13 protein-coding genes and 1 riboswitch are annotated in these 12,504 nt (G+C 48.2%); all 13 genes read left to right on the top strand.

Annotated features, from left to right (window positions below; genetic code table 11):
• The first annotated feature begins 8 nt into the window (after positions 1-8).
• The 13 genes from D328_RS0126415 to pth all read left to right on the top strand — a co-directional run bounded on the left by D328_RS0126415 (position 9) and on the right by pth (position 12,475).
• Positions 9-800, top strand: coding sequence for a TatD family hydrolase (locus tag D328_RS0126415; protein ID WP_018888058.1), 792 nt, complete (start codon positions 9-11; stop codon positions 798-800).
• A 194-nt stretch (positions 801-994) separates the two neighbouring features.
• Positions 995-1,191, top strand: a riboswitch (cyclic di-AMP (ydaO/yuaA leader).
• Positions 1,192-1,467: 276 nt separating this feature from the next.
• A complete protein-coding gene (locus tag D328_RS0126410) occupies positions 1,468-2,622 on the top strand; it encodes a 3D domain-containing protein (protein WP_018888057.1) in 1,155 nt (384 codons plus the stop codon).
• Between the two features lie 183 nt (positions 2,623-2,805).
• Positions 2,806-3,351: a ribonuclease M5 gene (gene rnmV, locus D328_RS0126405; protein ID WP_018888056.1), complete on the top strand. Its 546-nt coding sequence runs from the start codon at positions 2,806-2,808 to the stop codon at positions 3,349-3,351.
• 4 nt (positions 3,352-3,355) lie between these two features.
• Complete coding sequence (rsmA, locus tag D328_RS0126400) at positions 3,356-4,240, top strand: 16S rRNA (adenine(1518)-N(6)/adenine(1519)-N(6))-dimethyltransferase RsmA (protein ID WP_026281394.1); 885 nt, start codon at positions 3,356-3,358, stop codon at positions 4,238-4,240.
• A gap of 69 nt (positions 4,241-4,309) precedes the next feature.
• Entirely contained in the window at positions 4,310-5,203 is an 894-nt protein-coding gene (gene yabG, locus D328_RS0126395) for a sporulation peptidase YabG (protein WP_026281393.1), read from the top strand.
• Positions 5,204-5,475: 272 nt separating this feature from the next.
• Positions 5,476-5,751: a biofilm formation stimulator Veg gene (gene veg, locus D328_RS0126390; protein ID WP_018888053.1), complete on the top strand. Its 276-nt coding sequence runs from the start codon at positions 5,476-5,478 to the stop codon at positions 5,749-5,751.
• A 235-nt stretch (positions 5,752-5,986) separates the two neighbouring features.
• Complete coding sequence (locus D328_RS0126385; protein ID WP_018888052.1) at positions 5,987-6,166, top strand: small, acid-soluble spore protein, alpha/beta type; 180 nt, start codon at positions 5,987-5,989, stop codon at positions 6,164-6,166.
• Positions 6,167-6,390: 224 nt separating this feature from the next.
• Positions 6,391-7,245, top strand: a complete 855-nt coding sequence (gene ispE, locus D328_RS0126380; RefSeq protein ID WP_025680810.1) for a 4-(cytidine 5'-diphospho)-2-C-methyl-D-erythritol kinase — start codon at positions 6,391-6,393, stop codon at positions 7,243-7,245.
• Positions 7,246-7,450: 205 nt separating this feature from the next.
• On the top strand, positions 7,451-8,275 hold the full coding sequence (gene purR, locus D328_RS0126375) for a pur operon repressor (RefSeq protein WP_025680809.1): 825 nt from the start codon (positions 7,451-7,453) through the stop codon (positions 8,273-8,275).
• A 170-nt stretch (positions 8,276-8,445) separates the two neighbouring features.
• On the top strand, positions 8,446-8,733 hold the full coding sequence (gene spoVG / locus D328_RS0126370) for a septation regulator SpoVG (protein ID WP_018888049.1): 288 nt from the start codon (positions 8,446-8,448) through the stop codon (positions 8,731-8,733).
• Between the two features lie 248 nt (positions 8,734-8,981).
• A complete protein-coding gene (gene glmU / locus D328_RS0126365) occupies positions 8,982-10,385 on the top strand; it encodes a bifunctional UDP-N-acetylglucosamine diphosphorylase/glucosamine-1-phosphate N-acetyltransferase GlmU (protein WP_018888048.1) in 1,404 nt (467 codons plus the stop codon).
• Positions 10,386-10,510: 125 nt separating this feature from the next.
• The gene (locus tag D328_RS0126360) at positions 10,511-11,464 is read left to right on the top strand and encodes a ribose-phosphate diphosphokinase (RefSeq protein ID WP_018888047.1); all 954 of its coding nucleotides are present in this window, start codon (positions 10,511-10,513) and stop codon (positions 11,462-11,464) included.
• Between the two features lie 450 nt (positions 11,465-11,914).
• On the top strand, positions 11,915-12,475 hold the full coding sequence (gene pth / locus D328_RS0126350) for an aminoacyl-tRNA hydrolase (protein ID WP_018888045.1): 561 nt from the start codon (positions 11,915-11,917) through the stop codon (positions 12,473-12,475).
• Positions 12,476-12,504 lie beyond the last annotated feature (29 nt).

The following is a 12,504-nucleotide window of genomic DNA, read 5'->3' as shown; positions in this document are numbered from 1 at the left end:
AGTCAGTCATGCAATTATTCGACACACATACACATTTAGATGCATCCCAATTTAAAGAGGATCAAGAGCAAGTCATTGCACGGGCTGTCGAGGCTGGTGTCACCCGAATGGTTAATGTCGGTTTTAATCGTGAGACGATCCCAACGACTATGGAGCTTGTCGAAAAGTACGATTTCATTTACGCCGCTATTGGATGGCATCCTGTCGATGCTATTGATATGAAGGATGGCGATCTGGAATGGATTGCGGAGCTGTGCAAGCATGATAAAGTAGTGGCTATCGGGGAGATTGGGCTGGATTACTACTGGGATACATCTCCGAAGGACATCCAGCACCAGGTGCTTCGTCGGCAGATTGGACTGGCTCGTGAGCTCAGCATGCCGATTGTCATTCATAATCGGGATGCACATGAGGATATTGTCAAAATTCTTCGCGAAGAGAAGGCAGGAGATGTCGGCGGAATCATGCACTCCTTCTCTGGTAGCTGGGAGACCGCGAAATTGTGCCTCGACATGGGCTTTCATCTCTCCTTCGGGGGACCGATTACATTCAAGAATGCACGTCAACCAAAGGAAGTGTTAGAAAAGGTACCACTGGATCGCCTACTGATCGAGACGGATGCTCCATACCTGACTCCACATCCGTTCCGAGGAAAGCGAAACGAAAGTGCTTATGTAAAATATGTGGCTGAAGCAGCAGCTGACATTAAGGGGATTTCACTGGAGGAATTGGCCGAAATTACTACCAAAAACGGACTGGAACGATTTGGCATTGTGAGCAAGGAAGAGAAAATAAGCTGAAAAAAAGAGATAGACGAAGACAATCATGAATTTGTTGCAGTAAAATCGAGAATATTACAATATTTTAACCGATTATTTAGAAAAACACACTTGAAAGCCGCTTTACAACATGGTTACAAACAGGATATCATTTCAACAGTGAATTGTTGTTCGCGATTTAGGTCCTAAGTCGTGATCGAAGCAACTCACTTCGTGAACCAGTCTCGCTGAGTCTCCAACCTGGAGAACGGGGGAACCGAATCGCACGCTGTCTGTCAGCTGTGCATCGATTTCTTTTTTGGGTCTTCGGGGTGAATGTGAAGGTGTCCGCCATGAGCGGATAACTGGAACTAGGGCGATCTCTACGTCCGAACCCGACAGCTAACCCCGTAAGCGTAACAAGAGAGAAGCAACCTCGTGCATGAATTTCCGCATCAGTCATCAGTGGAAGCCACGAAAGAGCTCTCTTGCTCTTTTTTTGGCTTTTTTTGCTTGTGGCCTATGTTCGGGAGTGATGTCCAATCTACAGTCTTGAAGTTGATGTAGATGGCGCATGCTGCGAAGACGGGAACATGATGCAGGACATCGGGAAGTTCCGAGGTGGTCCTGTAGAAAATCTGGTATAGTCGCGTCTATTTCAAGTTTGCATCATTCCAGACGGCGAGGCTATGTAAGGAGGGACGGAGAAGTGGGCATTTTCCAAAAAGGGGAGACCCATGAGTCACGCTCATCCAGCATGTCTTACGCGTTGCGATGGAAGTATGGAAAAATCAATCGGACTACGCTGGTTGCACTTTTTCTAGTCGCATTAATTACCATGATCTCTATTCTGGTGTACATTCAAGACAAGAAGCAGGTGTCTCTCGTAATTGATGGTGAGGCTGTCACCTTGGAGACACGCGAAGCGCTGCTGCATGAATTGCTGCAGAAAGAAAATATTACTCTCGAACCGCATGACATGATCTCCATGCCACTGAATGGGGCAATTCAGGATGGGGACGAAGTGGTGATCAAGCGTGCTGCACCTGTGCAAATCACGGCTGATCATCAGAGCAAGACACTATACACCACTGAGAAGACAGTTGGGGACGCAGTGAAGTCTCTGGGGTATAAAGTGTCCTCCAAGGACATTGTCACTCCGGCACTCGATACCCAAGTTTCGTCTAACATGGATATAAAAATCGTTCGGGTAACGACGCAATCGCTTGAGCAGGAAGCCGAGATTCCGTTTCAGGTCATTAAGACAGCCGACCCAAGCTTGTTCAAGGGGGATAATCGCGTCCTTCGTAGCGGCAAGGCTGGAGTTATGATTCAGAATATTGAGAAGGAGTACCATGACGGTGTACTCATCTCCAAACGGATGGTCAGCAAAGAGGTAGCCACGAACCGGGTCGACAGAGTGGTTGCAGTCGGCACGAAGAAGCCAGTGGTGCTCGCAGCCTCCACGGGACCAGCTAATGCCAAGACGGTAAGTGCTAGCGTAGCAAGCACGGGCAATAATGTCGTAAGTAAAGCTGGAATTGATTTTAAATATAAAAAGGTACTCAACAATGTATCCATGACAGCATACTCCTCTCAGGAGCCTGGCATTGGTACACGTACGGCTTCCGGTACACGCGTAACCGAGGGCCGCACGATTGCAGTAGACCCGAATGTAGTACCGATCGGCTGGTGGGTCTATATTGAGGGATTAGGCTTCCGTCGTGCAGAGGATACAGGCGGAGCCATTAAAGGCAACAAAATTGACGTGTACTACGATAATCTGAATCATGCGCTTAACTTCGGGCGTAAGTCAGGGATTACCGTATATGTCATCGGACCCGTGAAGCCAGAGCTGAACTAGTGTCTTCTGGACATAGCTTGTATTACAGGTGTCCATTAGGATAGTATAAGATCAAGATTATGTATACTTAAGAAGAGGGTGAATACTCTCTTCTTATTTTTTGTTTGTTCATATGTACGTAGGAGCCCATACGAATACATGTCGTGTCGTGGCGCGGCGCCTATATAGGAAGGAAGACACGAGATGATTAAGGAAGTTATCGTGGTGGAGGGACGGGACGATACAGTAGCCATCAAACGCGCTGTAGAGGCGGATACGATCGAGACCGGAGGCTCTGCCATCAATGCGATGACCATACGAAAAATAGCCCTTGCCCAGCAACGCAGAGGCGTTATTGTGCTGACGGACCCGGATCATGCGGGAGAACGTATCCGCAAGATTATTACCTCCAAGGTGCCTGGCTGTAAGCAGGCGTTCATCCCCGAGTCCGAGGCGACGCACAAGGGAGATATCGGAGTGGAGAATGCCTCTCCCGAGGCCATTCGTCACGCGCTGGAGCGTGTGCGCACGACGGTGGACGAGGCGGAGCCGACGATCGCTTGGAGTGATCTGATTGAGGCAGGCTTGATCACCCATCCCCGGGCCTCAGCCAGACGGATGGCGCTGGGTAACGAATTAGGGATCGGATATTGTAACGGAAAGCAGCTCCATAAGCGGCTAACGGTATTTCAGATTAGCCGGGAGGAGTTTCTGGACGCATTAAATAAAATTGAAGGTGAAGGACTGTGATGGCATGAAAGGATTCGAAGATATCGCAACACCCCGGCGTACGAAGGAGATCATTCAGCGCCATGGCTTTTCCTTCAAGAAAAGTCTGGGGCAGAACTTTCTGATTGACCAGAATATTCTGAGAAATATTGTCGCGGCCGCCGAACTGGATGATACTAAGGGAGCCTTGGAGATTGGTCCAGGCATTGGGGCGCTCACCGAGAAGCTGGCACAGACCGCCAAGCGTGTCACGGCTGTTGAGATTGACCAGCGACTGCTACCGATTCTGTCTGAGGTATTGGAGCCTTATAGCCACGTGAAGGTTCGTCATGGAGATGTGCTACAGCTTGATCTGAAGATGGTGTTTGCTGAGGATTTTGCCGAGGTAGAGCGGGTTAGTGTTGTGGCTAATTTGCCTTATTACGTAACAACGCCAATCCTGATGAAGCTGCTGGAGGAGAAGCTCCCGCTGGAGAACATTGTAGTCATGATTCAGAAGGAAGTGGCACAGCGGATGGCCGCTTCACCAGGGACGAAGGACTATGGTAGCCTGAGCATAGCTGTACAATATTACAGCATCCCGGAAATGGTATGTATTGTGCCCCATACGGTGTTCATCCCGCAGCCTAATGTAGAGTCTGCCGTCATTCGTCTACGTGTGCGTGAGAAGCCGCCAGTTGAGGTTATGGATGAGCAGCATTTCTTCGAGGTTATTCATGCTTGCTTCGCCCAGCGTCGCAAGACGATTGCGAACAACCTGAAGAGCAAGTTCTTCACGAAGGAGAACAGGGACGAGCTTGAGCCGCTACTTGGGAAGGCGGATATTGACCCTACAAGACGTGGTGAGACGCTCAGCATAGCAGAATTTGCCCGTCTGAGCGATGTCTTGCTGGAAGCAGGCATTCGCTAATAATAATCCTCCGGATGGTAACCAATCGGGCAACTGCCCCATACCATGAAGGAGGGGTGATACAGTGTGATGACATTAGGAGACTTGGTCGTTCGGAGATCGTATGGCGGAGATGTGACATTTCGCGTAGAGGGTATCCGGCAAGATAAGGCCATTATCAAGGGGACAGAATTTCGATTGCTTGCCGATTCCCCCGTGAACGACCTGGTCAAGGTCCCGGCTGCATCTATGAGCGACAAAACGAGAAAGGCATACATCAAGGCGAATCAATCACTGTCCCATCTGCAGCAGGATCGACAGCACCAGATGGAGAGAAGTCGTTCGATATTGTCGGAGCAAAGTCAAGATTCGCATATATCCTACTTCGAGCTGCCGGGGAAGGTGCTGCATCTAGATGGCGATGCGAACTATCTGAATAAAAGCCTGAATCTGTATAAGCAGCTGCGTGTGCCCGCAGAGGGATATCATGTGCATGAGTCGGCCATGGCCGATACCCTGTATCGTCTGCTTCCACGCTCAAGGCCCAGCATCGTAGTCATAACCGGACACGACGGCGTGCTGAAGCAAAGAGTTCCTTATGATCTTAGCAGTCTGTCCAGCTATAAAAATTCGCAGAATTTCGTAGCTGCCATCCAGGTAGCGCGGCAGTATGAGAAGAATCTGGATGGGCTTACGATCGTAGCAGGGGCATGTCAGTCTCATTTTGAGGCGCTTATTCGCTCTGGAGCTAATTTTGCCAGTTCCCCCGGTCGGGTGCTCATTCATGCGCTAGACCCGGTCTATATTGCAGCTAAGGCGTCATTTACCTCGATTCGGGAGACGGTCAGCATGTCGGATATTTTCCATCATACGATTAGTGGTAGCCAGGGTGTCGGTGGAATCGAGACAAGAGGTAGTTATCGTGTCGGTCTGCCAAGGCTTGAGGATCTATCTACCTTGAAGGTTACGCCGTCAGCCATCTGAGCATTTTGCCATACATGCAAATGGAGTTCAACTAGAGAATCAGGACAGCACAGAACGAATGATTAAGCCTGTTATTTGCTCTGTACTCAAACGAAAGTCTAATCGAATAATAGGCAAAATGGTGACGATAAAAGCTCCATATGGGGGCTTTTATTTTTTGTGCAAAAAAAACAATTGACAATATATTTTTGTAGTTGTTATAATTATTGTTTTGATTTGACATCGGTTATCTTCTTTGTTATAATGGACAAGGAAAGAGGTGGTCGTTAGCAATGGCAAAAAACTCGCTATTGGATATCAAACGCAGTCTCGATGCACATGTTGGGCAAAAGATTTTGCTACGGGCTAACGGCGGACGCCGTAAGACCGTTGAACGAACTGGTGTCTTGGAAGAAACGTACCCTTCTGTATTTATTGTAAAGCTGGATCAGGAGCAGCAGACCTTCAAGCGTGTGTCCTACAGCTATGCCGATATCCTGACGGAATCGGTGGAAGTAAGCATTTATGATCCTGAAGGCGAGATCGCCATTGAATATTCTCAAGCATAACCTTTGTTGGTTGTGTATCGTATAGAGAGAACTGCATCCCTAAGGGGTGCAGTTTTTTCTTTCCTCGATTATGGATGAGCATGTATTTTGTATTTGTCACAGCTGCTCCTCTTAGGTATCCTACGCTGCACTTCATAATCAGCTTTGGTCTGTATAGCTCCGTTCATGAGCAGGCATACTAACGTCGGTAAGATCCCGTACTCTTGATTTTCATATTACTGAGGGAGGTGCCTTCATGAGCCGGAGAAGACGCAGCGTGATGTCTGAGGAGCTAAAGTATGAGTTAGCGAAGGATCTGGGCTTCTATGAGACAGTACAGCAAGAAGGTTGGGGTGGCATTAAGGCGAAGGATGCTGGCAATATGGTCAAGCGTGCGATTCAACTGGCAGAGCAGGCTGCTGCCCGTAAGCCTTAAAGTGTTGCTGGGAAGGCTCCGGTGAAGTGACCGGAGTCTTCTTCCGTTGTAATAAATGCATAAGTGAGGCTTAGATTGAGAACTTGAAGTGTGATAGAAGAAAAGGTATTTATTATAATGTAAGCGATTACTTAATGCCATGCTGCCTCTTCTATGCTTGACAGCTATGTTCTGATATAATATGTTAAGTTGTCTTGATGGAAAGGTGAGGACGGGTGAACGCCTTGAAAATATACGAAAAAGCTCCAGCTAAAATTAACTTGATGCTTGATGTACTGCGTAAAAGGGATGACGGATATCATGAAGTTGAGATGATCATGACAATGGTTGATCTGGCAGACCGATTGGAAATGCATGAGCTTCCACGAGATACGATCATGATCTCCAGCCAAGCTGGCTATATTCCGCTGGATGAGAAGAACCTGGCATTCCAAGCAGCAAGGTTAATCAAGGAACGTTATGATGTGAAAACTGGGGTATACATACATTTGGATAAAAAGATTCCGGTGGCAGCAGGCCTGGCAGGTGGCAGCAGTGATGCTGCAGCTACGTTGCGGGGTCTGAATCGGTTATGGAAGCTCGGCATACCGGATCAGGAGCTGAGAGAGCTGGGAGCACAGCTGGGCTCTGATGTACCGTTCTGCATTACGGGAGGCACGGCCCTTGCGACAGGTCGCGGGGAGCTATTGACGCCTCTGCCGAACCCTCCTCAGTGCTGGATTGTCCTCGCCAAGCCACCAATTAATGTGTCTACTGCGGAGGTATATGGACGCGTGCGTGCGGACCGGATACAGCATCATCCTTCTGCAGCACGGATGGAAGCTGCCCTGCGCACAGGCTCATTTCATGACATATGTAACGAGCTTGGCAATGTACTGGAGGATGTAACGCTGAACCTGCACCCGGAGGTAAGGCACCTGAAGGAAGCTATGGTTCGCCTGGGAGCAGATGGGGTGCTGATGTCGGGCAGCGGACCAACCGTATTTGGTCTCGTATCGAAGGAAGCGAAGATTCCGAGGATCTATAATGGGCTACGCGGCTTCTGTAAAGAGGTTCATGCGGTCAGATTGTTGACCTGATTAGAGTGAAGTGTGTATTGATCAGCAGAGGCTTGTACAAGATTTTGCAGATTAACTTGTGTATACACGTACGAAAATGTTATATTTTAATATAAATATTCGGATTTTAATGAAAACCAGCAACATTTATGCCTGTGAAGGGGTTCGTCATACGGGATATGTGACCCTGACCCAGCAAGGATGATAAGATAGCGAGGAATCTCACGTGAAAAAATTAAAAAGAAGCGCACGCTTAGTTGAGATGACCCAGTTCCTGCTTGCTAGACCGCACACACTTGTGCCCCTCACTTATTTCGCGGATCGTTATGGAGCTGCGAAGTCATCGATTAGCGAGGACTTGGCGATTATCAAGGAAGTATTTGAGGATGATGGCACGGGAGAGCTGCTGACATTGGCTGGAGCTGCGGGTGGAGTGAAGCTGATTCCAAGGCTGTCCACGGAGCATGCCCTGACCTTTGCAGAGGAGCTGTGTAAGCAATTGGAGCAGCCTGACCGGATTCTGCCTGGGGGCTATCTGTATATGTCCGACTTGTTGGGTCAGCCCGCGATGATGAATGAAGCTGGCAAGATCTTTGCCACAGCCTTCGCAGAGAAGAGTATTGATGTAGTCATGACTGTCGAGACGAAGGGGATCCCACTGGCATATGCTACAGGTGCGCAGCTGAATCTACCGGTAGTCCTTGTAAGAAGGGATCATCAGGTGACAGAAGGTTCAGCGGTAAGTATCAACTATGTATCCGGCTCTCAGAAGAGTCTACATACGATGTCTCTATCCCGTCGAGCCCTCCGCGAGAAATCGCGTGTACTGATCGTGGATGATTTCATGAAGGCAGGCGGCACGATCCAGGGTATGGTTGACCTGCTGCAAGAATTCAATGCTACGGTAGCAGGTGTTGGCGTGCTGGTCGAGTCTGGTGAGGTGCATAGTGAGGAACGGCTGTTGCACGATTATGTATCATTGGCCCGTCTGACGGCGGTGGATGCACGTAGCAAGCAAATTAACGTGCAGCTTGGTAATTACTTCAGCTGACATTAAATTGTCATATTCCATAAAAATGCCCTTGTAACAGGCAAAAATTGAGGGTATTGAAAAATTTTCCTGATTTCAGGATACAAATTGTACAAAAAAAGAAGGAATTTGCTCCGGCGTGTGGAATTATACACCAAGTCCTTATTGGAAAAAGGTGGTGAATACAACACATGCAAATTACGGATGTAAGACTTCGCCGCGTGAACTCGGAAGGGAGAATGAAGGCGATTGCTTCCATTACGATCGATGGAGAGTTTGTCGTGCATGACATTCGTGTCATTGATGGTAACAATGGAATGTTCGTGGCTATGCCAAGCAAGCGCACCCCGGACGGGGAGTTCCGCGATATTGCCCACCCAATCTCCTCTGGTACCCGTGAGAAAATCCAGGCTGCAGTCCTGGCAGAGTACGAGCGGGCAGCTGTGGAGGAAGAAGAAGTAATCGAAGAAGGCGCCTAAGATACAACTTGGACGCGATTGGGGTTTTGAAGAAAAGAGAGCCACGAACTGTGGCTCTCTTTTCTTTTTGGCTAATATAAAATATAATCTTTATGGTATTGACTATAGGCAACAGCATGAAGGGCTAATCTTGAGGCAGCATATCTTGAGCAAATTCGATGAAGCAACCATCAAGAATTGGATTCCTGTAATGTGAAATATAGCTGAATGCAGCAAAAGGTTGAGCTAAAGGATTGGAGGATAAGCACTTGAAAAGGATGGCTGTGATTCTTGCCGCAGGGCAAGGAAAGCGTATGAAGTCCAAGCTCTACAAAGTGCTGCATCCCGTATGCGGCAAGCCAATGGTCGGCCACGTTCATGATACAATTCGTGAAGCTGGCGTGACACGCACAGTCGTGATTGTAGGCCACGGTGCAGAAGCCGTACAGGGATATTTGGGAGACAAGGCGGAGTATGCTCTGCAGCAGGAGCAACTGGGTACTGGTCATGCAGTCAAGCAAGCTAAGGCCCTCTTGGGTGAAGAAAAGGGCACTACCATCATTATCTGCGGAGATACGCCACTCGTTACACCGGAGACGGTAGAGGGGCTTATTGCTCATCACGAGAGCAAGGGTGCTGCAGCTACTGTACTGACAGCTGAATTGCCAGATCCACATGGTTATGGGCGTGTCGTACGCGATAAGGCAGGTTCTGTCATCAAGATCGTAGAGCAGAAGGATTGCTCGGCAGAAGAAAATGCTATTAGCGAAATCAACACGGGTACGTACTGCTTTGATAATGCCAAGTTGTTCAAGGCGCTCGAACAGGTCACGAATCAAAATGCGCAGCAAGAGTACTACCTGACGGATGTAATCGGCATTTTGCGCGGTGAAGGTGAAGCCGTCGAGGGGTATTTGGCTCATGATCCGGCCGAGTCCATCGGTGTGAATGACCGGGTAGCCCTCTCAGAAGCTGAGCGTTACATGAAGGAGCGCATCGTTCGTCGCCATATGCTAGGCGGAGTAACAGTCATTGATCCGGCTTCCACGTATATTGGTAGTGAGGTGGAGATTGGAGCAGATACCGTACTTCATCCAGGGACGATTCTCACAGGCACCACTCGTATCGGTGAGTTCTGCGTCGTTGGACCGAATGCGAATCTGACAAATACGATTGTGCATGATCATGTGGAAATTCGCTATTCCGTTCTGGATGATGCAGAGGTGGGACAGCGTACATCTGTCGGTCCATTTGCATATTTGCGTCCTGGCTCTCGTTTGGGCGAGCACGTCAAGGTTGGCGATTTCGTAGAGGTCAAGAATGCAACAATTGATGACAACTCTAAAGTGTCGCATCTTAGCTATATAGGGGATGCGAAAGTGGGTAAGAATGTAAATATAGGGTGCGGTGCAATAACGGTGAATTACGATGGATATAATAAATCCATTACAGAGATTGAAGACGATGCATTCATTGGCAGCAACGTGAATCTGATCGCTCCAGTCCACATCGGTAAGGGCGCATATGTCGTGGCAGGCTCCACAATCACCTCGGACGTTCCTGACAACGACCTAGCGATTGCTCGCAGCCGTCAAGAGAACAAGTCTGGCTACGCGGACAGAATTCGCAATCAGGCGAAAGCCAAAAAGGAACGCGGCAATTCATCTAAATAGACAGTTATACACTAGTTGATTCAGTGATAGTAGGCATCATTTCCCGGTTGTTATTTGAAAATCAGCAGATGAATACAGTGTGTATCAGATTCCAATGAATGAACCAGCACGGAGGGTTTATATTAATGACTTATTGTGATTCCAAATTAAAGATTTTCACCTGTAACTCTAATCCTAAGCTAGCCCATCAGATCGCAGATTATATCGGGATTCCAATGGGCGAGTCCCACACCACCTCATTTAGTGATGGGGAGATTCAAGTCAAATTGTCCGAGAGTGTACGTGGATGTCACGTCTACATCGTGCAATCCACCTGTAATCCAGTCAACGATAACCTGATGGAATTGCTGGTTATGGTAGATGCGCTTAAGCGTGCCTCTGCCAAGAGCATCAACGTTGTTATTCCTTACTATGGTTATGCCCGACAAGACCGTAAGGCACGTTCACGTGATCCGATTACGGCCAAGCTGGTGGCCAACCTGATTGAGAAAGCCGGTGCACACCGTGTCATAACAATGGATTTGCATGCCATGCAGATTCAAGGCTTCTTCGATATTCCGGTTGACCATATGCTGGGGGTACCTATTCTGGCTCAATATTTCCGCTCTAAGCAGATTGAGAATCCCATTGTCGTATCTCCTGACCACGGTGGCGTAGTCCGGGCGCGCAAGCTGGCTGATTTCCTGAATGCCCCGCTCGCGATCATCGACAAACGTCGTCCAGAGCCCAATGTAAGTGAAGTGATGAATATCATCGGTAACATTGAGGGCAAGACAGCCATCCTGATCGATGACATTATTGATACGGCTGGTACAATTGTTCTTGGTGCGAATGCACTCAAGGAAGGCGGCGTGAAGGAAGTCTACGCGTGCTGTACCCATCCCGTGCTATCGGGTCCAGCTATGGAACGTCTTGAGAATGCTCCACTCAAAGAAGTGGTGGTAACCGATACGATTCCTATCATTCATCCGAATCCGACGAGTAAGTTAAAGGTCCTCTCCGTGGCGCCGTTAATGGGTGAAGCCATTATCCGTGTTCATGAAGAACTGTCCATTAGTAAGCTGTTTGAAATCGAATAAGAAGACCGGGGTATGACGTAGGGGTTACTTTTCCATTCAGGAAAAAGTAACCCCTATCGGCGTGTCTCATAGGATTGCAGGGAATACATGGATAGTGCGGCTGGCATGGTAAATATATGATGCTGGATTATCCGCTTGATCAAAAGCCAGGACGTGAGATAAAGGTGAATCGTTTGCGGTGATAGAGAGTACCACCAATCTCTACGAAATATTCATTGAACCGGGCTATGAGCCCAAGTTCAATGTGCTTACCTGTGTCATCATATACCTGGACAGGAACGGCGTTCTTCAGATGATACAGAAAATGGCTGTCATATGATAGTGTATCTGACGGGTCTCGAATGTGCTGTCACCTTCCTATTCAGAGCTGGAATATGCAATATATTCAATATACAGATTACAGACTATTGTATCAAAAAAATAAGAACTGCAAAGAGAGGCGAAGCCGCAATGAAATGGATTGTTGGATTAGGGAACCCAGGTCCACAATACGAGAAAACTAGACACAATGTCGGCTTCATGGCATTGGACAGGCTGGCTGCACGCCACGGCATTGCTGTTAATCAGAGTAAATGCAAGGCCTTGGTGGGTGAAGGAATGATTGGCGGGGTGAAGACGGTCATCATCAAGCCGATGACCTACATGAATCTGTCTGGAGAGTCCATTAGAGCCTATATGGATTATTATAAGGCTTCGCTTGAGGATTTAATCGTCGTATACGATGATCTGGACACCGAAATCGGCAAGATTCGTCTTCGCTACCAAGGCAGTGCAGGCGGACATAACGGAATCAAGTCGATTATTCAGCACACAGGTACTCAACAGTTCAACCGCATTCGGATGGGGATCTCGCGCCCAGAGCCTGGCTATGCCATTGTGGATTATGTGCTCTCCACCTTCCCCAAGAAGGAGAAGGAGCAGCTCGATTCCATGATTGAAGAGACCTGTGATGCACTGGAATTCAGTCTGAATGAGACGTTTGAAAGAACGATGGCCAAATTCAACAAGTAAATGCTCAACAAATAGGACGATTAACAGAG

This window comes from Paenibacillus massiliensis 2301065 = DSM 16942 (genome assembly GCF_000377505.1).
Classification (GTDB): domain Bacteria; phylum Bacillota; class Bacilli; order Paenibacillales; family Paenibacillaceae; genus Paenibacillus; species Paenibacillus massiliensis.
Note: the sequence above shows the minus strand (reverse complement) of the source record. Positions and strands in the feature narration are given on the sequence as shown.

What these genes read in the sequence shown, in the direction of transcription:
- D328_RS0126415 (WP_018888058.1), top strand. Translation starts at nt 9, where the DNA reads ATGCAATTATTCGACACACATACACATTTAGATGCATCCCAATTTAAA.
- rnmV (WP_018888056.1), top strand. Translation starts at nt 2,806, where the DNA reads ATGATTAAGGAAGTTATCGTGGTGGAGGGACGGGACGATACAGTAGCC.
- rsmA (WP_026281394.1), top strand. Translation starts at nt 3,356, where the DNA reads ATGAAAGGATTCGAAGATATCGCAACACCCCGGCGTACGAAGGAGATC.
- yabG (WP_026281393.1), top strand. Translation starts at nt 4,310, where the DNA reads ATGACATTAGGAGACTTGGTCGTTCGGAGATCGTATGGCGGAGATGTG.
- veg (WP_018888053.1), top strand. Translation starts at nt 5,476, where the DNA reads ATGGCAAAAAACTCGCTATTGGATATCAAACGCAGTCTCGATGCACAT.
- D328_RS0126385 (WP_018888052.1), top strand. Translation starts at nt 5,987, where the DNA reads ATGAGCCGGAGAAGACGCAGCGTGATGTCTGAGGAGCTAAAGTATGAG.
- spoVG (WP_018888049.1), top strand. Translation starts at nt 8,446, where the DNA reads ATGCAAATTACGGATGTAAGACTTCGCCGCGTGAACTCGGAAGGGAGA.
- D328_RS0126360 (WP_018888047.1), top strand. Translation starts at nt 10,511, where the DNA reads ATGACTTATTGTGATTCCAAATTAAAGATTTTCACCTGTAACTCTAAT.
- pth (WP_018888045.1), top strand. Translation starts at nt 11,915, where the DNA reads ATGAAATGGATTGTTGGATTAGGGAACCCAGGTCCACAATACGAGAAA.